The sequence below is a fragment of the Polaribacter batillariae genome (genome assembly GCF_017498485.1).
Taxonomy (GTDB): Bacteria; Bacteroidota; Bacteroidia; order Flavobacteriales; family Flavobacteriaceae; genus Polaribacter; species Polaribacter batillariae.
The window spans coordinates 897,301-919,498 of sequence record NZ_CP071795.1; the positions used below are offsets into that span (position 1 = coordinate 897,301).

The 22,198-nt window shown below is 31.4% G+C and carries 15 protein-coding genes and 2 tRNA genes; 3 read left to right on the forward strand and 14 right to left on the reverse strand.

Annotated features, from left to right (window positions below):
* Positions 1-233 precede the first annotated feature (233 nt).
* From JL193_RS04010 to JL193_RS04050, 9 genes are all read right to left on the reverse strand, one after another.
* Positions 234-1,538 (reverse strand): TRAP transporter large permease, encoded by a 1,305-nt coding sequence (locus JL193_RS04010; RefSeq protein ID WP_207972596.1) that lies wholly within the window; start codon positions 1,536-1,538, stop codon positions 234-236.
* A 2-nt stretch (positions 1,539-1,540) separates the two neighbouring features.
* Positions 1,541-2,059, reverse strand: coding sequence for a TRAP transporter small permease (locus JL193_RS04015; protein ID WP_207972597.1), 519 nt, complete (start codon positions 2,057-2,059; stop codon positions 1,541-1,543).
* Positions 2,060-2,062: 3 nt separating this feature from the next.
* Complete coding sequence (locus tag JL193_RS04020) at positions 2,063-3,031, reverse strand: TRAP transporter substrate-binding protein (RefSeq protein WP_243456828.1); 969 nt, start codon at positions 3,029-3,031, stop codon at positions 2,063-2,065.
* A 13-nt stretch (positions 3,032-3,044) separates the two neighbouring features.
* The gene (gene uxaC / locus JL193_RS04025; protein ID WP_207972599.1) at positions 3,045-4,460 is read right to left on the reverse strand and encodes a glucuronate isomerase; all 1,416 of its coding nucleotides are present in this window, start codon (positions 4,458-4,460) and stop codon (positions 3,045-3,047) included.
* The gene (gene uxuA, locus JL193_RS04030) at positions 4,457-5,638 is read right to left on the reverse strand and encodes a mannonate dehydratase (RefSeq protein WP_207972600.1); all 1,182 of its coding nucleotides are present in this window, start codon (positions 5,636-5,638) and stop codon (positions 4,457-4,459) included. Before uxuA ends, uxaC begins: the two co-directional genes overlap by 4 nt.
* Positions 5,639-5,724: 86 nt before the next feature.
* On the reverse strand, positions 5,725-6,552 hold the full coding sequence (locus JL193_RS04035) for an SDR family oxidoreductase (RefSeq protein ID WP_207972601.1): 828 nt from the start codon (positions 6,550-6,552) through the stop codon (positions 5,725-5,727).
* Entirely contained in the window at positions 6,552-8,066 is a 1,515-nt protein-coding gene (locus JL193_RS04040; RefSeq protein ID WP_207972602.1) for an alkaline phosphatase D family protein, read from the reverse strand. Before JL193_RS04040 ends, JL193_RS04035 begins: the two co-directional genes overlap by 1 nt.
* 128 nt (positions 8,067-8,194) lie before the next feature.
* Positions 8,195-9,766, reverse strand: coding sequence for a RagB/SusD family nutrient uptake outer membrane protein (locus JL193_RS04045; RefSeq protein ID WP_207972603.1), 1,572 nt, complete (start codon positions 9,764-9,766; stop codon positions 8,195-8,197).
* A gap of 10 nt (positions 9,767-9,776) precedes the next feature.
* A complete protein-coding gene (locus tag JL193_RS04050; protein WP_207972604.1) occupies positions 9,777-12,869 on the reverse strand; it encodes a SusC/RagA family TonB-linked outer membrane protein in 3,093 nt (1,030 codons plus the stop codon).
* 253 nt (positions 12,870-13,122) lie between these two features.
* Here JL193_RS04050 and JL193_RS04055 point away from each other — a divergent pair, with 253 nt between their 5' ends.
* Positions 13,123-14,187 (forward strand): substrate-binding domain-containing protein, encoded by a 1,065-nt coding sequence (locus JL193_RS04055; RefSeq protein WP_207972605.1) that lies wholly within the window; start codon positions 13,123-13,125, stop codon positions 14,185-14,187.
* 420 nt (positions 14,188-14,607) lie between these two features.
* Here JL193_RS04055 and JL193_RS04060 read toward each other — a convergent pair.
* The 3 genes from JL193_RS04060 to JL193_RS04070 all read right to left on the reverse strand — a co-directional run bounded on the left by JL193_RS04060 (position 14,608) and on the right by JL193_RS04070 (position 16,948).
* Positions 14,608-14,682, reverse strand: a tRNA-Pro gene (locus JL193_RS04060).
* Positions 14,683-14,700: 18 nt separating this feature from the next.
* A tRNA-Ser gene (locus JL193_RS04065) sits at positions 14,701-14,784 on the reverse strand.
* A gap of 100 nt (positions 14,785-14,884) precedes the next feature.
* Positions 14,885-16,948, reverse strand: a complete 2,064-nt coding sequence (locus JL193_RS04070) for an HD family phosphohydrolase (RefSeq protein WP_207972606.1) — start codon at positions 16,946-16,948, stop codon at positions 14,885-14,887.
* Positions 16,949-17,085: 137 nt separating this feature from the next.
* On the opposite strand from JL193_RS04070, the gene JL193_RS04075 reads away from it, so the two are divergent.
* Both JL193_RS04075 and JL193_RS04080 read left to right on the forward strand, forming a co-directional pair.
* Positions 17,086-18,261 carry an acetyl-CoA C-acyltransferase gene (locus tag JL193_RS04075; RefSeq protein ID WP_207972607.1) on the forward strand — a complete coding sequence of 392 codons (1,176 nt, stop codon included), beginning with the start codon at positions 17,086-17,088 and terminating at the stop codon, positions 18,259-18,261.
* 3 nt (positions 18,262-18,264) lie between these two features.
* A complete protein-coding gene (locus JL193_RS04080; protein WP_243456829.1) occupies positions 18,265-19,044 on the forward strand; it encodes a C40 family peptidase in 780 nt (259 codons plus the stop codon).
* A gap of 645 nt (positions 19,045-19,689) precedes the next feature.
* On the opposite strand, the gene JL193_RS04085 is transcribed toward JL193_RS04080, so the two are convergent.
* Positions 19,690-20,598, reverse strand: a complete 909-nt coding sequence (locus JL193_RS04085) for a glycoside hydrolase family 17 protein (protein WP_207972608.1) — start codon at positions 20,596-20,598, stop codon at positions 19,690-19,692.
* A 23-nt stretch (positions 20,599-20,621) separates the two neighbouring features.
* Positions 20,622-22,190, reverse strand: coding sequence for an MFS transporter (locus JL193_RS04090; RefSeq protein ID WP_207972609.1), 1,569 nt, complete (start codon positions 22,188-22,190; stop codon positions 20,622-20,624).
* Between the last annotated feature and the right edge of the window lie 8 nt (positions 22,191-22,198).

Here is a 22,198-nt window from a genome sequence, read left to right on the forward strand (position 1 = left end):
TTTCCTCAAAAAACAATTTCTCCATTATGGTTAGGCATTTGCTCATAAACACTTTTGCGATGGTAGTATTTTTTTGAGAAATGAGTTGTGTCTATTTCCTGAGCATAACTGCATAAAAAGAAAAAAAAGACACCAAAAATGTTAAGTAGATTTTTCATAACTATAAATAATTTATATTTTTTAATTTTTGAATTCTATCAATATTATATTTCCCAATTATTCCTAATTTAAATTTACTCAACAGCTCCAAACAGTTTTGGTAAAAACATAGTAATTTCAGGCACATATGTAATTAAAAATAGTACAGTAATCATCATTACTAAAAAGGGTAAAATAGGCTTTATTACTTGTGTTATTTCGATTTTTGCAACACCACTTCCCACAAAAAGCAAAGTACCTACTGGTGGTGTACATAGTCCTATACAAAGGTTTAAAACCATAATAACTCCAAAATGTACTGGATGAATACCCATATTAGTAACTATTGGTAAGAAAATAGGCGTAAAAATTAATACTGCTGGGGTAATATCCATAAAAGTACCTACTAATAATAAAATAATATTTATAATTAATAGAATGATAATAGGGTTGCTAAAGTTACCCAACAAATTTTCTGAAATAAGTTCAGGCACATTATTGTATGCAAACAACCATGACAATGCCATCGAAGTGCAAATTAAAAACATAACAATAGAGGTGGTTTTAGCACTTGATAGAATAATTTCGGGTAGCTTTTTAAAACTTAATTGTTTGTAATAAAAACCTAAAAGCAAGGCATAAACCACAGCAATAACGGCACCCTCTGTAGCTGTAAAAACACCCATTACAATACCTCCAACAACAATAAAAATCATTAGTAAACTTAAAAATGATCTTGAAAAGTTTTTTATTAATGTTTTTAATTGAATACGATCTCCTTTAGGAAACTTGTGTTTTACAGAAAAATAACCGGCAACCAACATTAACCCTAACCCCAATAACATTCCTGGAATATAACCTGCTAAAAAAAGTGCTTCTACAGAAGCTGCACCTCCACTTGCCAAGGCAAATACAATAAGTATATTGCTAGGAGGTATAATAAGCCCAACAGTAGAAGCTGTAATATTAACAGATGCACTAAAAGGCTTTTTGTATCCTTCTTTATCCATTCGATTACTTAAAATACCGCCAATGGCAGATGCCGAAGCTACTGCCGAACCTGAAACAGCTCCAAAAAACATTGCAGATAAAATATTTACATATAATAAACCTCCTGGTAAACTGCCCACTAAAGATTTTGAAAAATCAATTAATCGATTGGCGATACCTCCTCGATTCATAATATCGCCAGCGAGAATAAAAAAAGGGATGGCTAATAAAGCAAAACTATCAAGACCAGTGGTCATCTGTTGCATAATTGTTGTTACTGAAGGAATTAAAGGAAGGTAAAACAATAAGGTAAGTGTTGTAGCAATACCAACGCTATACGCTACGGGTATTTTTAACAATAATAAAACAAAAAGTACTACAAAAAGAAAAATAACGCCTGCTAATGCCATAACTATAAGTTCGTTTTTAATAAATCGTTATTGGTGCCCAAGTTTTCTTTTCTATTTTTTATCAAATGAAAACAATGGTAAATGCTGTAAAAAATAATTAACAGGCCACTTAAAGGAACAACACTATATACATAGCCAATAGGTAAGTTAAGCGCTGGAGATATTTGCCCTAATTTTAAAGTAATATACATAAGATTAATGCCACCAACCACCATAACTACCAAAGCGAAAAGTATAATAGCTAATTCAATAAAAAGACTAAGGTTTTGTTGGTTTTTAAAACGTAGTTTGTTGTACAAATAATCTATTGCCATTTGCCCTTTATAACCTCTTACATAGGCAGTACCTAAAATAGCGAGCCATATTAGTAGGTACCTTGCTAATTCTTCGGTAAAGGCATTTGGTTTTCCTATACTGTATCTAGCGAAAACTTGCCACAAAACATCAATAACCAAAATACTAAAAATGAATACTAATGCTATTTTTAAGAATTTATTTATAACTAAATATGCTTTTTCCATCGTTTATTTTATTTTTTCGATTGCCTCCACTAAAATTTTCATGTCTTTATCTTTCACAAAATCGTTTTTAATTCGTTTTGTTTTAGCTGCAAATAGTTTTTTATTAGGAGTATAAAATTTAACACCCGATTTTTTAAGAATTTCCATACTTTCATCTTCGGAAGTTTTCCAAAACTTCTTTTGATTTTGTGCTGATTTTTTTGCCGCTTCAAATACCCATTTCTGCTCTTGATTAGTTAATCTTTTTAAAAATTTAGTTCCTATTAAAACCACATCGGGTACATAACTATGGGCGTCTAAACTATAATATTTACAAATCTCAAAATGACGTGAAGTAACAAAAGACGGCGCGTTGTTTTCTGCTCCATCTACAACACCTTGTTGTAAGGCAGTATAAAGCTCTCCAAAAGACATAGGTGTGGGAGCTCCTCCTAAAGATTCTACCATGTTTACCGACATTTTATCACTCATTACTCGTATTTTCATACCTTTTAAATCTTCGGGCTTTTTTATAAGTTTACTTTTCGTGTAAAAACTTCGACTACCAGCATCATAAAAACATAAACCTCGCAACCAAGATGTTGTACCTTTTTGTAATAATTGTTCTCCAACTTCTCCTTCTAATACTTTAAATAAATGATTTTTATCTCTAAACAAATAAGGTATTCCCAAAACACGATATTCAGGAACAAAATTAGACATCGCTGCAGCACTAACCTTAGTCATAGATACACTACCTATTTGCAACAATTCTAAGACTTCTCGCTCCGAGCCCAATTGTCCGTTGGCATAGATTTTTAACGTCAGTTTTCCTTCAGAAATTTTTTCTAAATGCGCTTTAAAAGCTTCGACACCTTTATGTACTGGGTGCGAAATTGGCAGGTTGTGTGCAAAAGTCAATACTTTTACATCGGTTTTTTCTTGACATGAAAAAAACGAAAATAATAGTATAATAAAGGCTATTTTATTCATAAACGTATATTTATTAACTATCAAAATCGAAATATTTTTTTGCATTATTATAGCTAATATCTTGTACCATTTTTCCGAAAAAAACAACATCGTTGGGCAACTCGCCTTTCGTTATTATATTTCCTAAAAAGTTGCAAAGAATACGTCTAAAATACTCGTGTCTTGGAAACGATAATAAGCTACGACTATCTGTAAGCATTCCAACAAACCGACTTAACAGCCCAATATTTGAAAGTGTGGTTAATTGTTTTTCCATACCGTCTTTTTGATCTAAATACCACCAACCAGAACCCCATTGCATTTTACCTGGTATGCCACCCGTATTAAAGTTTCCCATCATAGTAGCAAATACTTCGTTTTGAGATGGATTTAAATTATAAGTAATCGTTTTTGCGAGTTTATTTTCATAATCTAAATTTCCAAATAATTTGGCCATTGGTTCTGCAAAATTGTAGTCTCCAATTGAATCGCAACCAACATCTGCGCCAACCTCTTTCAATAACCTACTATTATTATTTCTTATCGCTCCTAAATGATATTGTTGTACCCATTTTTTTTCGTGATACCTTCTTCCTAAATGATTAAAAAGACAGCTTTTGTATGTATTTATTTCTTGTGGAGACAGTTCTTTATCTTCAAGTCTTTTTTTGAAAATAGAATTCACTTTTTCTATTGTATAATCTACAATATGCATAGATGCACCAACCCCGAAATCGGATAAACGGCATCCATTTTCATGAAAAAAATCGATTCGATTATCAATTGAGTTTAAAAAATCTTCAAAATTTGTAATTGAAAAATCAACTGTTGAAGATAATTTGTTCAAATAATGATGAAAATTATCTTGTTCAATTAAAAATAAATTATCTGACCGAAATGTTGGAAATACTTTTGTTTTACTATTTGTTTTTGCAATTTGTTGATGGTACCGTAAATCATTCGTAGGATCGTCTGTAGTACAAACGACTTCAACATTCATATCCGTTAAAAGTTGTTGAGGCGTTTTATTTTGAAGAATTTCATTCGCTGTGTCATAAATTTCTACTGCTGTATTGGGTTGCAAAATTTTATCGATATTAAAATACCTCTTTAATTCTAAGTGAGTCCAATGAAACAAAGGGTTTCCAGCGGTATAAGGAACCGTTTCTGCCCATTTTTTAAATTTTACACTATCTGAAGCACTGCCAGTTATATATTTTTCATCAATACCATTTGCTCGCATTCCTCTCCATTTATAATGGTCTTCTGCCAACCAGGCTTCATAAAGATTTTTAAAAGGAATATTGCTAAAAATACGTTGTGGCGATAAATGATTATGATAATCTATAATAGGCATTGCCTTCGCATAATCGTAATAAAGCTTTTTTGCAATTGATGTTTCTAGCAAAAAATCTTCCGTAATAAATGTGTTTGTTATTTCAAAATTCATAGGTTTAAACTTTTAGAAATTCCAAACTCTAAGCCACGTAATTCCGCTAAACCACGTAAACGCCCAATTCCCGAATAACCTGGGTTTGTTTTTTTATGCAAATCATCTAACATTTGGTGTCCATGGTCTGGTCGCATTGGTATTTGATGGTCTTTATAATTTGCCTCTTTTCTTCGTTTTTCTTCTATTAAAATTTCTTTTACAATTGTGTACATATCCACATCTCCTTCTAAATGATTGGCTTCGTAAAAATTGCCTTGTGCATCTCGTTTTGTACTTCGAAGATGAATAAAATGAGTACGATCTGCAAAACGTTTGATTATTTTTTCTAAATTATTTTTTGGAATAACACCTAAAGATCCTGTACAAAATGTAATACCGTTATTACGGCTTGGTACTTGCTGAAAAATATGAGCATAGTCTTCTTCTGTACTTACCACTCTTGGAAGGCCAAGTATAGGGTATGGTGGGTCATCTGGATGCATACATAGCAACACCTTATTATCTTCTGCAACGGGAACAATTTCTTTTAAAAAGAGTACTAAATTTTCTTTTAATTTTTTTGAATCGATTTCCGAGTAGGTATTCAGTATTTCTTGAAATTGATCTAAAGTATAACCTTCTTCTGCTCCTGGTAAACCAGCAATAATATTCTTAACTAATTTTTTCTTTTCTTCTTCTGAAAGGTTTTCAAAATAAACTTTTGCTTCAGCTTTCTGCTCATCAGAATATACATCTTCTGCACCTGGTCTTTGTAATAGATACAATTCGAAAACAGCAAAAGCGATAACATCAAAACGAAGTGCTTTGGAACCATCTTCAACTTGGTATGCTAAATCGGTACGTGTCCAATCTAAAACAGGCATAAAATTGTAGCAAACAATATGGATGCCACAACTTGCTAAGTTTTGAATACTTTGCTTGTAGTTTTTTACATATGTTTTATAATTTCCTGTTCTGGTCTTTATATGCTCGTGTACTGGAATACTTTCTACCACACTCCAACGCAATCCTACACTTTCGATAGTTTTTTTTCTTTTTTGAATTTCTTCTACCTCCCAAATATCTCCATTTGGAATGTGATGAAGTGCACTCACAATTTCTGTAGCTCCTGCTTGTTTTATATCTTGTAAAGTTACGGGGTCTTTAGGCCCGTACCAACGCCATGTTTGTACCATAATTTTTATTTTATATTGATGTACGCAATATTCTCGTTCTAAAAAAATATTTTAATTCTAGATTCTTATAATTTGGGTGTTATTTATTATACACCACTATAAGCACTAAATCCTCCATCTATTGGAATAACTACGCCTGTAACAAAAGATGCGCCTTCGCCACAAAGCCATAAAGTTGTTCCTACTAAATCTTCAGGTTCACCAAATTTGCCCATAGGTGTTTGTGCTATGATTTGATTGCCTCTTGGGGTTAATTCTCCATTTTCAGTAGTTAATAATGTTCTATTTTGATCCGTTAGGAAAAAACCTGGAGCCAAAGCATTTACCCTAATGCCTACTTTTGCAAAATGTACTGCCAACCATTGGGTAAAATTAGATACTGCCGCCTTTGCGCCACTATATGCAGGAATTTTAGTTAATGGTGTAAAAGCATTCATAGATGAAACATTTAAGATACTGCAACCTTGTTTTCCCACCATATCTTTAGCAAATACCTGAGTAGGAAGTAACGTTCCTATAAAGTTTAAATCGAATACGAATTTTATACCATCGGCATCTAAGTCGAAAAAAGTTTTAAAACCTTGAGTATCATTAAGCAAATCTTCTTCTAACAAGTGCGTATTGGAAGTGGTGCCTAAAGGATGATTTCCTCCAGCACCGTTAATTAAAATGTCACAAGAGCCTAATTGTTTATTAACTATTATTTTAGCTTCTTCTAACGATTTTTTATCCAATACGTTTGAAGCCACTCCTATGGCAATGCCACCCAATGCATTAATTTCTATTGCTACTTTATCTGCAGCTTCTTTTCTTAAATCAAGAACGGCTATTTTATGGCCTAATTTGGCAAGTGCTTTTGCCAATGTGCTACACAACACGCCACCTGCGCCAGTTAATACGATTACTTTACTCATTATTTTGTTTTATGTTTAGGTTTTATTGAAAAAGAATATGCTTTTTTTAATGTATATTTTGTTTTATAAATTGTAGATACTTGATAAAAATCTATTTGTGCTTTATTTTTGGTAAATTCCATAATAATAAAACTGTGTTTTATTAAATCGAACCATTTTAAATGTGGATTTTTATGTACCAAATCTAAACTATCTTTTTTTCTATCTTCCGTTGTTTTCTTTACTCCTGTGTTTCCTGATGATACGCTTCCTGGAGCAAATTCATGGGCTATTAATTTTCCACTTTTTTCATCATTTCCATCCAATAATTTATAATGAAAAGCATCGTGTACATTACCTGTTGTAATGATGATATTTTTTTCGGGATTTTTTGCTAAAAAATCTAAAAACCGAGCACGGTCTTTTGGGTAACCTGTCCATTGGTCTAACTCTATATATTTGTTGTTTTCTCCTAAATATCTTCTCGCTACCAAAACTTGATTCCCAATTAAATTCCAAATAGTATTTGTATTTGTTATTGAAGACTCTAACCAATTCAATTGCTTATCTCCTAATAATGAGGAATAGGCTGCAATAGCATCTAATTCTTTGTTAGAAGATGCTTGTTTTGTTCTACAACAAATACGAGTATCTAACATGTTCAAATTTAATATATCTGCAAATTGAAATGAACGATAAATAGGTTCGTTTGGGTTTTTATTGATAGGAATCCATTCATCATATGCTTTGGTTGCATTTTCTACACGCTGGTTCCATTTATCGTTGTTCCAGTTACCTTCTTTATCTCCAATATGCCCATCAACCCCACCTTTCCAAGAATTGTTTGCAAATTCATGATCGTCCCAAATATTAATCATTGGGTACTTTTGATGTAAATTTTGTAGCATAGAATCTTTACGGTGTTGTTTATAACGCAATCTGTAATCGTTTAAACTTACTAAATTATGAGAAGGTTCGTGTTTTCTTCCTGTTTTTTTTATAATTGGTAAATATGGTTTTTGACCACCACCATCTTCGTAAATATAATCGCCGAGATGTACCACAGCATTTAAACCTTCCATTTTACTAATGGCATCATACACGTTAAAAAAACCACCTTCGTATTTACTACAATTTACAATTGCCAATCGAACAGTATCTGTTTTTTTAGGCAATGTTTGAGTACGACCAACTATTGACGTTTCATTTTTATATTTAAATCTATAAAAATACTTGGTATCTGGAAGTAAATTATCTACCCATATCTTTACACAATGGTCATTTTCTAATAGTGCTTTAGTATTTGCTGATTGAATTATATCGTGAAAAAGACTATCTCTAGCAATTTCCCACTTGACTTCTGCTATTTCTGTGGAATCTTGTACTGAGACGTGCGTCCATAATAATACGCCATCCATTTTAGGGTCTCCTGAGGCAACTCCGTATTGAAATGGATCTATTTTTTCCTTTTTGTAATTTTCGTCACAAGAAGAAAGTGTAAGTATTATTAGTATAAAATAGAATATATTTTTCATGATTTTAAATAAATAACAGAATAAGGAAACCTTATCTATTTAATAAGCAGACAATTTTATATAATAATTGTTTTAAAAAAAACGGGGCTAGTGAAATTAGCCCCGCATTTAAAAACTAACTCAAATAATTAATACCCTGGATTTTGTGTCAAATTAGAATTCCTATCTACTTCTACTTTTGGAATTGGGAATAACTCTTGTTTGTTAGGTGTAAATGATCTACCCAAACCTTCATTAATACCATTGATTGTTTCGTTTGCAATGCCAAGAGTTATTAGATCGAACCAACGTTTTCCTTCAAAAGCCAATTCTACACGACGTTCGTGTATCACTTCATCATTAAACGCATCTTTTGATAAACCTGTAGTTACATCTGCTATATTTACACGTTTTCTTAATGCATTTATAGCATTGTATGCATTTGTAGTAGGTCCATTTACTTGATTTTCCGCTTCAGCAAAAAGTAATAATACTTCTGCATAACGCATAACAGGAATATCTAACCCACCACGATTTAATTCTACATCGTTGTTTAGTGTTGTGAATTTTCTAATTGAAAAATCAGTTAACAAGTTACTATTAGAACCCTGACCTTCAAATGGATTAAGGCTTTCTCCATCAGAAAATAAATCACCAGGCACCACTAAACTTGCATTTAACCTAGGGTCTCTATTTAAATATGGGGTTGATGCATTATAAATAGATTGTGGATTCGTTATTGACAGACCGTCTGTTGTGTAAAAATCATTTGCTAAATTTGTATGTGCAGACATGTATAATGTACCTGCTACCACAGAAAAATTAGACTGTATATTTGTACCATTATCTATATCGAAGTCATATTTTATATAAAACAGCAGTTCGTTATTGTCTTCATTATTTTCGTTAAAAACAGCATTGTAATTTGCCAATCCGTCATTACCATTTCCACTTGTTACTAGTATTGCTCCAGCACTTTCTGCTGTGTTTTTAGCATTGGTTACAGAGGTTAGTGCATCATTCCAACTCTGATTACCCAGTCGTGCTTCATAAACCATAGTTTGCGCATGTAAAGCCAATGCTGCTTGTTTGGTAACTCTACCTGCTACACCGTCTAAAGGTGCTGTACTTAATTGTTGTGCAGCCTCAGAAAGTTCAGTAAGAATAAATGAAATGACTTCTTCTCTTGTAGCTCTTGAAATTTCAATAGATGTATTGATGCCTAATGGTGTTGTATATAATGGCACGCCTCCAAATAGATACACCAATCTTTTATAAGCTAATGCTCTTAAAACTCTCGCTTGAGCTATGATATTATTAAACTTCTCTTGAGATAATGTACCTTTATCTGCACCTATCATATTAACAAGTAAACTATTTGCTCTTTGGATAACTACATAGGGACCTTGATATGCACTTTCAATTACGTTATTAACTTCGGGCGTAATTGTACCATCTCCGAAACTTTCAATATCTCCAACAGAAGAAAAATGTGCTAATCCATTATCTGAAACACCATCTAATAAAATAGGCATTCTACCAAAGATACCATTAGATTGTAACGCATCATAGATACCGTTTAATCCAGCTTCAAAATTATCTGGATTAGAAAAGAATAATTCGTCTGATGTAAAATCGGGTGGTGTTGGTTCCAAATCTTCTGTACAGCTATGAAACGCTACTAATAATACTAAATAAAATATAATTTTATATGTTTTCATTTTCATTTTTTTAAAAGGTTAAGTTTACACCTATTGTTACCACTTTAGATTGTGGCAATGTAGAGGTAGCATGGTTTTGTAATGTATTTCTTTCAGGATCAAAATCTTTTAAAGAGGTAAATGTAAATAGGTTTTGCCCATTAACATAAATACGAGCTCCTGTTAAAAATGTTTTTTCTAATGTTTCTTCAGGAAAATTATAGGCTATTTGAATATTTTTAAGTCTAGCATATTTTATATTTTTCATCCAAAATGAGTTATACTTTCCTGAACGTTCAATAGAGTTACCATTATAACCTCTTCTATCTACCCATACTCTTGGTATTTTATTATTAGGATTTTCAGGTGTCCAAGCATCTAACCAGTAAGAACGTAAACCTGCAAATGGAAAAGGACCTGTTTCTCTAGATAAGTTCGCATAAGCATTACCTGTACCTTGTAATAGTGCAGACAGTTCAAAGCCTTTATAATCCAAATTTAAGTTTACACCATAATACCATTCTGGATTTCTGTTACCTAATACAACTCGGTCATCTAAATCAATTACACCATCTCCATTTTGGTCTGTATATTTTATATCTCCTGGTGCTGGGTTTCCAATAAATGAGTGATCTGGTCCATTATCTATTTCTTCTTGAGATTGAAAGACTCCTGCAAATTGGTGTCCATAAATAACATTTATTGGTTCTCCTCTAATCCACCAAATATTATCAGCTCGATCTATTTCAATACGGTCTGCATTATCTGCTAAATCTGGATTAATTGTTAGTATTTCATTTTTAACATTGGTAATATTACCTCCAATACTAAAACCAAATTCGCCTATTTTATGTCTATAGTTTAGAGAAGCTTCCCAACCTTTATTTTGCATAGAAGCTGCATTAAAGGTTGTCTGACCTGAAACACCAGATGTTAATGGATTGTCAATTTCAACTAGAATATCTGTTGTTTTTCTTATAAAATAATCTGCTTCAAAAGTCAATTTATTCTTTAAAAACCTTGCATTAAAACCAATATTTGAATTTTCAGTTTCTTCCCATTTCAAATCTGGGTTTCCTAATTTAGTAATTGCGCCACCAGAATTATTTATATAGTCTTCGCCTAATTGGAACTCTGTTAAAAACCCAAACCTGTCACTTGGCTCACTTCCTAAAATACCCCAAGAACCTCTTATTTTAAAGAAGTTTAAAAAATGGTTTTCTCCCCAGAATTTTTCGTTGGATATAACCCATCCTGCAGAAAAACTAGGAAAACTTCCCCAACGATTATTTGCACCAAACCTAGAAGAACCGTCTCTTCTTAAATTTGCTTCTAATAAGTATTTACCATCAAAAACATAATTAATTCTTCCGAAATAAGATATTAAGCTTGATTTATCGTTATTAATTCCATTTGTTACTTGTAAAGTACCATTTCCTAAAAAAATTAAATCTGTACTACCAAATTGAGTTTCCGTGATTTCTGAAAAATCTCTTGTTCTTGTTTGTCGATTGAAACCTAATAGAGCTTTAAAATCGTGTTTCCCAAAAGATTTATCATAGTTTAATTGAAAGATATTTGTAAATTCTCGAACATTTTGATTTATTAAATTTAAAAGACTTCCTCTATTTCTAAATGCATTGCCATTTCCTAAAGGAGCTTCTGTTACTTGATCATGTGCTTGATATTCTTTTCTAGTTACAAGTGTTTGTAAATCATCTACATTTAAACCAAGCGTTGCTTTCGCTTTAAGACCATCTAATATATTATATTCTAAAAAAACATTACTTATTAAGCTAGTTTCATCTAATTTCCCTTTTTCATTATCAATAATCCCTTGTAAATTGGGTCTATTTCTTTCAATTCCAAGAGACTGGTCTATATTAGCATAAAAACCAGATTCTGTAAGTAATGGAGTTATTGGATGACCAACAATCGCTGCGGAAAAAATTGTACTTCCTTTTGAACTCGCACTTTTTATACTAAGATTATCTTTTGGGGTAAGATTTGCATCTTTAATGATGTATGATAATGAAGTTCCAAATTTAGTTTTTTCAGATAATTTTACATCTAAATTTATTCTTGTATTGTATCTTTTAAAGTTTTGGTTTCCTGCTAACCAGCCATCTTGATCTAAGTAACCTAAAGAAGCAAAATAACTAACGTTTTCTGAACCTCCATTAACAGATATTTCATGACTTTGTATAGGAGCTGAGTTTCTAATTGCTATTTCTCTTCTATCTGTAGATGGTAGATTAGCATAACGCTCTATATCAGCATCATCGAAATTAAAGTTTCGTCCACTATTAATTGCCGCTTGTCTGTAAACATTTAAATAGGTTCTATTGTCTATAACCATGTCTGGTAAAACGGTTGGCTTAGAAAAGCCAGAATAGGTATTGTACTTAAAAACAGGGGCTTGATTATATTTTCCTCTCTTTGTAGTTATTAATATTACTCCTTTTGCACCACGCGTACCATAAATAGAGGCAGCAGCAGCATCTTTTAATACACTAAAACTTGCAATGTCTGATGGTGATACATCGTTAATAGAGCCTTCTATTCCATCAATTAATACTAAAGGTGCAGAACTTTGATTTAAAGATCCAACTCCTCTGATTACAATATTAGATTCATCATTACCTGCTTCACCTGAACTAGTATTTACAAATACACCTGAAGTTAAACCCTGTAATGCTTGAGAAGCTTGACTAATAGGTCTATCTTTAATTTTGTCTGACTTAATTGTAGCTACAGCTCCTGTTAAATTTATTTTTTTCTGGCTACCATAACCAACAACAACAATTTCATCTAATTGACCAGCATCTTCCTTTAAAATAATATTTAAGTTAGTCTTATTATTGGTAGAAACCTCTTGAGTTGCATATCCTAAATAAGAAATTAAAAGGATAGCATTCTCTTTTGCAACATTTATTGAGAATTTACCATCAAAATCGGTTTCTGTTCCCTTTGTGGTTCCCTTTACAATTATTGTAGCCCCTATAAGAGGCACCTTATTATCATCAGTAACTGTACCTGTTACTGTTTTGTTTTGTGAAAAACTTTGAAGAAATAACAAACAAATTAGTGGAATAAGCAAATTTTTAAGTTTTTGTTTTAGCATAAGAATAAGTTTTAGTGATCATTTTAAATTGTGGTTAAATAAAATCCATATCGAAAAATCGTGTGCGCACACGATTTTAATGTAAAAAAAATATCTACTTAAATTAAACAAAGTAAAATATATTTTGTGTGCGCACACAAATATAAATAAATATTTAAAACAAAACATTTTTTTGTTAAAAAAAACAAAAAAATATGCACAAAAATTATTATAGAATGATATTTTTATCTTTACATTTATAAAAACACAGAATTTGAAAACCATAAAAGAAATTGCTGAAGCGGCAAATGTATCTACTGGAACAGTTGACAGAGTTATACATAATAGACCTGGAGTTTCTCCTAAAACAAGAGAGAGAGTAAAAGCCGTATTAGATAAGTATAATTTTCAAAAAAATATTATTGCGAGTACATTAGCTTTTAAAAAGGAACTCACTATTGCAACCTTAATACCCTTTTCTAATTCTTCTAAAGAGTTTTGGAATGAACCCAAAAGAGGCATTATCGTTGCTTCCAACGAAATACAAAAATATGGAGTAGATACAAAACATTATTATTTCAATCAATTTAGTCCAGAAAGCTTTATCGAATCATTTAATAAAATTTTAGATTTAAACCCTAATGCAGTACTTATATCTCCAATATTTTATAAAACTACTATCAAATTAATTAAAGAACTAGAAACAAAAAACATCCCGTATATATTTATAAATACAGATATTGCATTACAACAGAATATTTCATTTATAGGACAGAATTCATATCAAAGTGGATTTTTATCAGGAAAAATTTTAAGTCAAGTTTTATCAGAAGAAAAAACAATATTAATTGTTAGATCTAGAAAAAATATTGATAGTCATCAGGCAATCGATTCACGTATTAAGGGCTTTATTGACTATAATCAATTACATACCCCTTCTAGGAATATAAAACACCTAACTATAGAAAGTTTTGCAACTAATGAAATAAAAAGGAAGCTTACAAATGAATTTCTTTGCAATAATTTAATCAAAGGTATTTTTGTACCCTCTAGCTATGCATATAAAATTGCTAATGTTTTATGTAATTTAAATTTAAAAAGTATAAAATTGTTAGGTTATGATGTTCATAAATTAAACATTGATTATTTAAATCATGAAATAATAGACTTTTTAATTGAACAGGAACCTTTTGAGCAAGGTTACAAAGGAGTCAAAATTCTTTTCGAGTATTTGTTATTTAAAAAGAAACCGAATAGAACATACAACTCTCCAATAAATATTATTGTAAAAGAAAATATAGAATTTGTAGAAAATCATTCTGAAAATGTATTAAATTAAGTTGCTCAACTACTTTCTAGTGGTTGAAATTACATTAAGAAATTTAAAATATTAGAAAAGATAAAGAAATGATTTTGAGAAAAAAAGTTAGTGGTGTAAGAAATATTGAAATGAATCACTATAATGTTTTTCACTAGATGTTGGGTTAATGTGTAAACTAATTGGGAGCCATAATTTGTAAACAAACATTTTCATCAAATCTAGTCGTCTTTAATTAAACATTCATTCAAGACAAAAGTCAAATCAACTATTTCAATTACAGTGTTTTAAGTATTTATCCGGTTCACACTTTTTGTGTTTTACAACTGTGAACCGAATTAAGTCATATTAATTCAATTCTATATGATATCCCTAAAAACAAAAAAACCTTGTAAATCATACGATTAACAAGGTTTTAGTTTTTGTTTGTATTCATTTTTGTCGGGGTGGCAGGATTCGAACCTGCGACCTCCTGCTCCCAAAGCAGGCGCGATGACCGGGCTACGCTACACCCCGAAAATGTAAAAAAAATTGCGGAGAGACAGGGACTCGAACCCTGGCGACAGTTACCCGTCGACAGATTAGCAATCTGCTCCATTACCACTCTGGCACCTCTCCTATTTTATTTAGAACTTAGCACTTCTTTAAAAATGCGAGTGCAAATGTAATATTAGATTTACAATTTAACAAGATGTTTTTAAGTTTTTTTCTTTTTTATTTATTCAGGATATTCTACTCTTAAATGATAAATATTCATAAGCTTTTTCTTAATTACTTTTTTAATAGTTTCTATCTCTTTTAAAGTAATGTCTGAGTTTATAAATTGGTTATCTGCCATTTGTTTATCAGTAATTTTGTCGATTAAACTACTTATAGATTGTGCTGTTGGTTTTCCTAAACTTTTCGATGCTGCTTCTGCAGCATCGCACATCATTAAAATGGCGGTTTCTTTTGAAAAAGGCAAAGGTCCTTGGTATTGAAATTTTTTAACATCAACCTTAATATCTGGATTTTGTTCTTGTTCCTTCACATAAAAATAATACGTTGTACTTGTTCCATGGTGCGTTCTAATAAAATCTATAATTCTATCTGGAATGTTATATTTTTTAGCTACTTCTACTCCTTTTATTACATGATCTGTAATTATCTTAGCACTGTCTCTTGGCGATAAATCGTTATGTGGGTTTACTCCTGTTGTTTGGTTTTCAATAAAATACATCGGGTTTACAATCTTACCAACATCGTGGTATAATGCACCTGTTCTTACCAACATAGAATTTGCTCCGATTTCGTTAGCAGCTGCCTCCGCTAAATTAGCAACCTGCATAGAGTGCTGGAAAGTTCCTGGAGCTTTTTCGTTTAATTCTCGAAGCAATTTAGAATTTGTATTGGAAAGTTCTAACAAGGTAACATCAGAAACTAAACCAAATACTTTTTCGTACATATAGATTAAAATTATTGCTAAAAACGATAAAAGTCCGTTGGCAGCGAATAGCATAAAATAATCTAAATTTATTTGAGAAGCATTGCCTTCTTTAATGATAGAAAATGCCAAATAAGTAATCATGTAAATGAGAGTAATTTGTGCTACCGAAATAAATAAATTAGCTCTCTTGTAAAGCTCCGAAACTGTTAAAATGGTAACAATACCTGCAATAATATGTAGGTATATAAACTCGAAACTATTGGGTACAATATACCCTAATAATAATACTGTTAAAACATGTGTAAAAAGCCCTAAACGTGCATCAAAAAAAGCTTTAAGAACTATTGGCAGTACACTTAACGGAACAATATATAAATAATCTGGATTGTATTTTATAACTAATGTTTGTACAAAAATCATTAAAAACACATTAAAGAATATAAATGTAACTGTATTGTTATTATTATAAATTTCGAGTCTATATTTTTTCAAGAATAATAACAACATTAGCATCGCCAATGCAACTAAAATAGTATAGCCAAAAATAATCCAATTGTAATTAGAATCTGTCCAAACTTTAGATTCAGATTCGCTTTTTAAAGAATTTAGCATCTCTAATTTTTTCCCTTCAACAATACCTCCTTTTAAAATAATTAACTCTCCTGCAGAAACTTTTCCTTTTGTGTAGGTAATATTTTTAATTTCTGTATCTATAATTTTATTGGTAAAATCTGAATCGTAAAAAACATTGGGTTTTATAATTTCTGATAAAATATCCAATACCCTAATTTGCTCTTTAGAGTAGGGCTCTGTACCTAAATTCTTTTTGATAATATTTAAAACTTCTGAAGAATTGTATAAGTTTTTAAACAACACATCTTCAACAACATTATTCTTTCGAATGGCAACCAATTCGTTTTGGTTTGAAACTTTATCTTGACTAATAACTTCTAAAAAACCTGTTTTATAAACCTCTTCAATGGCATTTAACCCACTATTTTTTAGCTTATTAATTTCTCTTACAGACAAAGAATCGCTTTCTCGAAACAAAACCATTCTTTTATTAAAAGCATCTTTTACTTCATTAATAATATTCGAATCGAAATTAAAATACAACTTCGCGTTTACCTCTATTTCTTTCTTTTCAATTGCTATTTCTTCTTCCGATTTTTGAATTGCAAAATCGAATGGCGCATATAAATTATCGTATTTCCATAATTGTCCATTGCTATAATCGTACTTAAACTGCCCTCCTTTTGGAAATAAATACACGATTGCAATTGTTGTAAGTAAGAATAAGATTACTTTATAAATAATCGTGTTATTTTGATATAATTTATTGACTAAGTTGTTCATATGAATTCTCTTCGAACAACAAACTTACTGTAAAATATTTTAGATGGAAAATTCAATGTATAGAATCGAAGAAAAATTGATTAAAAATGGTTAATTTAGCACTGTAAATTTTACACGAACAAAACTTAAATAATATTATGAAAGAAGTCGTAATTGTATCGGTTGCAAGAACACCAATTGGAAGCTTTATGGGGAGTTTATCTACAATTCCTGCCACAAAACTAGGGGCTTTTGCTATTAAAGGCGCTTTAGAAAAAATTAATTTAGCGCCTAATTTAGTTCAAGAAGTTTTTATGGGAAATGTAGTTTCTGCTGGTTTGGGGCAAGCCCCTGCAAGACAAGCAGCAATTTATGCAGGAATTCCAGACACAGTGCCTTGTACAACCGTTAACAAAGTATGTGCTTCTGGAATGAAATCTATTATGTTAGCTGCACAAACTATTGCACTAGGAGATGCAAATATTGTTGTTGCTGGTGGTATGGAAAATATGAGTTCGATTCCTCATTATCAACAAGCAAGAAATGGCGTTAAATTTGGGGCGATTACGATGGAAGATGGAATGCAAAAAGATGGCTTGGTAGATGCCTACGAAAATGTTGCAATGGGGGTTTGTGCAGATGCTTGTGCTACAGAATATCGTTTTTCTAGAGAAGAACAAGATGCCTATGCGATACAATCTTACCAAAGGTCTTCAAATGCCTGGAGCGAAGGAAAATATGCCGATGAAGTTATACCTGTAGAAGTTCCTCAAAGACGTGGAGAACCAATTGTTTTTTCGGAAGACGAAGAGTACAAAAACGTAAAAATGGAGAAAATTCCTGCATTAAGAGCTGCTTTTACAAAAGAAGGAACAGTTACTGCTGCAAATGCTTCTACAATTAACGATGGCGGAGCTGCATTGGTTTTAATGTCTGCAGAAAAAGCAAAAGAATTAAACATTACTCCGTTGGCTAAAATAAAAAGTTATGCAGATGCTGCCCACGAACCAAAATGGTTTACCACTGCACCTGCAAAAGCACTTCCAAAAGCATTGGCAAAAGCAAATCTTTCGATAGATGATGTAGATTATTTCGAATTAAACGAAGCGTTTTCTGTTGTTGGTTTGGCAAACATGAAAATTTTAGGAATTACAGACGATAAAGTAAACGTAAATGGTGGGGCTGTTTCTTTAGGCCACCCATTAGGAGTTTCTGGAGCAAGAATTGTAATTGCTTTAACATCTATCTTAAAACAAAACAATGCCAAAATTGGTGCTGCTGCAATTTGTAATGGTGGTGGTGGTGCAAGTGCATTAATTATTGAAAGAATTTAAACTTTGAGCGTTTTATTTGGTATTTGTAATTTAAGCATTGTTGCTGTAAGAGCAGAAGCATCTGACATTTCTGAAATGACGAGCCAGCTTTTGTTTGGTGAGCATTTCCAAGTTATTGAAAAACAAAAACATTGGAGTAAAATTCGATTGAATTTCGATAATTTTGAAGGTTTTATAGACAATAAACAGTACCAAATAATTACCGAAGAATTTTATACCGAAGTTTGTAATGAAATCCCCAAATATTCTGGAGAAATTTTAGACTTTGTTACTAACACAAATAACGAGCTAACAACCATACCCATTGGCTGTAATTTGCCTTTATTTAAAGATGGAAAATTAAAATTAGGAACCACTGTTTTTTCTTATGAAAACAGTATTTTTTCTGGTAAGAAACTAAAAAGCGAAATTTTAAAAACAGCTTTTACTTTTTTAAATACTCCTTTTCTTTGGGGAGGAAAAACTCCATTTGGTATCGATTGTTCTGGTTTTACACAAATGGTTTACAAACTTTGCGGATACAAGTTATACAGAAATGCAAAAGAACAAGCTACACAAGGTGAGGTTTTAAGCTTTATTGAAGAAAGTGAGCCAGGAGATTTGGCTTTTTTTGACAATGAAGAAGGCGAAATTATACATGTTGGAATTATTTTAAATGATTACAAAATCATTCACGCACATGGAAAAGTTAGAATCGACACTTTAGACCATAGTGGTATTTTTAATATCGATTTACAAAAACACACACATAAGCTAAGAGTTATAAAAAAAATAATGTCTTGAAATAAGAAAATTACACCAGTTATTGTTTGAATTTACAGGAAAAGAAATGGATGATTTTTTTCTTTATATAAAGAAGAAACGAAAGCATAGCCTTAGCTACGTTTTTTTTTATTCTGAAAATAGAAAGGAAAAAAGGCGATTTATTACAGGATTTTCAAATGGTAAATGGTATTAATCGGTAGTTTTAAAGTACCATACCATTGAAGCTTCGCTGGTTTTATCAATTTTATTTTTCCTTGCAAAATATGTAATAAAAAAGAAGCTGTCTCGAAAGTATTAAAATTTGTCATTTCAACGGTAATGGAGAAATCTTATTTACTAAATTTTAGTATTTTAGATTTTTCGATAACTTCGTTAGCTACTTTCAATCAAAATATATTTTGATTTTAGTAATGCTCAAAATGACAATTAAATTTACTTTTTTGACAACCTCTTTTACAATTAAAGTTATCCCCCAATAACTTTATTGTTTAATTAATTTTATAGTACCAACTCTTCTAGCAGATTTATATTGTATTAAAAAAACACCTAGGCTTAATGGGTAAAAAAGGAATGTTTATATTAATTTTAGGTTATAATACTTTACAGCATATAACAATTTAATTAGTCTTTAATTTTAATTGAACCAAAATTCTGGCGACAATTTTAATATTTTAAGCGCTCATTTTTATCCCATAGACCCCAATAACCACCAACATCTCCTTCATCTCCTACTTTCCAAGATTCATCAAAAGAAGAAAAGTAAAAAACCTCAACATTGTCTTTTGCAGACCATACTTGCGTGTTAATAAAATACTTTATTGTGTTTTCGTCTGTAGCATCTGCTGCTGCTTCACTACCTCCTTGACTTGGCCAACCTGTTTCTGTAATAATTACTTTTTTACCTTGTGCTGCATGAGTTGCTTGTTTGTACATACTTTGCATATGCGCTAAAGAGTAATCTATTGGACAACCTTCCCAAAAAGGATAACAGTTAGATAAAATAACGTCACTTACCTCAACCAATTCTGGATGTCTAGAAAATTCGTAATAAGCATCTACATAGCCCACAGTAACATCTGGAATTGCTGTTTTTACTCTTTTAATATAACTCAAAAGTTCTTCTAAACTTAAATCATTTCTATATAAAACTTCGTTACCAACAGCTGCTATATCTACACAACCTTCTTTAGCTAAAGCTATTAATGCTTGAATTTCTTGTTCGTTTTTTTCTGCATCGTTACCTAACCAAGCTCCAACCATCGTTTTTAAATCATGTTTTTTTGCAATTCTTGGAATATGTTCATTCCCTTCTATACAAGAAAAAGATCGAATCCATTGGGTATATGGTTTTAAAATTTTTATTCTTCTTTCTACTTGTTCTTTAGTAATGGTATCTCCTGGTTTTTGACCGTCTTCGTACATGCTAAAACAAATACCATGCATTCCTTGCTGCAACGTCTCTCTCCAAAGTTTTTGTAAACTATCTAGAGAGTATTTGCTAAAATCTACTCCTTTATCTAATTCTCCTTCTTTATAATTCAAAGAAAAATGATGTCCTTCTCTATATGACATTATTATGTATTTATTTTTTAAGTTTACAATTCTCCTCTACGTTCTACAAGTATTTTTTTAATTTCTTTGGCTCTTTTTTCGTTTAAGCTATACTTCCACATTACTATCATCGCTAAAGCCGCAGTTGAAGCTGGCACAATAATATCTGCAATTCTTAAAGAATTCATGGTTTCTGCAGCTTGATTTGTAATATTTTGATCAAAACCAACAATTTTTAAAATAACACCGCTTAAAATAATGGCAATGGCTTGACCTAATTTTACCATCCACCAATAAATTGCTCCGAAAGTACCTTCTTTACGAGGCATACCATTTTCTAATTCATCTAAATCACAAACATCTGCAGTCATACTCATCATTAAAGTAAATAAACCTCCCATACCAAATGCAAATAATGGAATGGGTATAAAAATTAACCAAGGAATACCATTTGTAGTATCTATACTAAACCACGACATACCTACACTATCTAAATAAGGGTTTAAAAACTCGAATAAAGAAGCCACAGCACTTGTCATAGATTTACCCAAAGCTGTTTCGTTAAAACTGTTATTTAACTCGATATCAAATCCCCACCATTTTAAAATATATCCTATAATTGATAAAAATGTTGAAATTAAAAAAGCTTTTCTTTTTCCCCATTTTGTTGCCATTTTAGAAATAATTGGTATTACAATAAAAGCAGTGATAATTGCATTTAATGTATTAAACCATGCAGGCCAAGTACCCGCTAGCTCCCAACTACCACTATTCATATAAAAAACAATAATAAAAACAGAAAAGGCTGCGACTAATTGAAAGCCATTAAAAACTAAAAAAGTTGCGCCACAAAGTTTCATAAAAGGTTTGTTTTTAGAAACCTGTTTAATACCCTGCCATAATTCTTTCATATTAGAAGCGAGCGATTTTAAATTTAATTCTTTTCTATTTTCCATATGAGAAGCATCTATACCTCTACAGAAAAATGCTGGTAAAATTCCAAATAAAATACAAACGCCCCCAACAATTACAGCCATAGTTCTTACACCCTGAGCCGGATTCTCAAAAGTATTTACATCTGGTATGATTACATATAACCAAGGTACAATCATCCATGCAATTTGCCCCATACTATTTGCCAAACTCATTAATCGAGTTCTTTCATTATAATCGGATGTCATTTCATAACCTAAACCAACTAAAGGTGTCGCAAACATTGTGTTTCCTACTAAAAACAATATCTGCAAGATCATTACATACCAAAAATTAAAAGTTTGAGATGCATTTTCGTCTAATTGCCACATTAAAATAAACAAGATTCCGCTAATGATTGCTCCGCTAAAAATATAAGGTCTTCTGCGCCCCCATTTCGATTTTGTGTTATCTGAAATAAATCCCATAACAGGATCTGTTAAAGCGTCGAAAATTCTTGGTAAACCTCCTAAAAGTCCAGCCCAAACTGGGTCCATACCAAAGGCAGTTAATATAAATACTTGTAGGTAAACTCCTAATACTCCTGGTAATAAATTTAATACAAAATGACCCGCACCGAATGCCGCTTTTTGTCTAAATGGAACCTTACCTCTTGCTGGTGTTGTAGATTGATTTGACATATTATATT

Coding starts and splice junctions, on each gene's coding strand:
- JL193_RS04075 (WP_207972607.1), top strand. CDS start 17,086: ATGAAAGAAGTCGTAATTGTATCGGTTGCAAGAACACCAATTGGAAGC.
- JL193_RS04015 (WP_207972597.1), bottom strand. CDS start 2,059: ATGGAAAAAGCATATTTAGTTATAAATAAATTCTTAAAAATAGCATTA.
- JL193_RS04040 (WP_207972602.1), bottom strand. CDS start 8,066: ATGAAAAATATATTCTATTTTATACTAATAATACTTACACTTTCTTCT.
- JL193_RS04010 (WP_207972596.1), bottom strand. CDS start 1,538: ATGGCATTAGCAGGCGTTATTTTTCTTTTTGTAGTACTTTTTGTTTTA.
- JL193_RS04020 (WP_243456828.1), bottom strand. CDS start 3,031: ATGAATAAAATAGCCTTTATTATACTATTATTTTCGTTTTTTTCATGT.
- JL193_RS04070 (WP_207972606.1), bottom strand. CDS start 16,948: ATGAACAACTTAGTCAATAAATTATATCAAAATAACACGATTATTTAT.
- uxaC (WP_207972599.1), bottom strand. CDS start 4,460: ATGAATTTTGAAATAACAAACACATTTATTACGGAAGATTTTTTGCTA.
- JL193_RS04050 (WP_207972604.1), bottom strand. CDS start 12,869: ATGCTAAAACAAAAACTTAAAAATTTGCTTATTCCACTAATTTGTTTG.
- uxuA (WP_207972600.1), bottom strand. CDS start 5,638: ATGGTACAAACATGGCGTTGGTACGGGCCTAAAGACCCCGTAACTTTA.
- JL193_RS04085 (WP_207972608.1), bottom strand. CDS start 20,598: ATGTCATATAGAGAAGGACATCATTTTTCTTTGAATTATAAAGAAGGA.
- JL193_RS04090 (WP_207972609.1), bottom strand. CDS start 22,190: ATGTCAAATCAATCTACAACACCAGCAAGAGGTAAGGTTCCATTTAGA.
- JL193_RS04045 (WP_207972603.1), bottom strand. CDS start 9,766: ATGAAAACATATAAAATTATATTTTATTTAGTATTATTAGTAGCGTTT.
- JL193_RS04035 (WP_207972601.1), bottom strand. CDS start 6,552: ATGAGTAAAGTAATCGTATTAACTGGCGCAGGTGGCGTGTTGTGTAGC.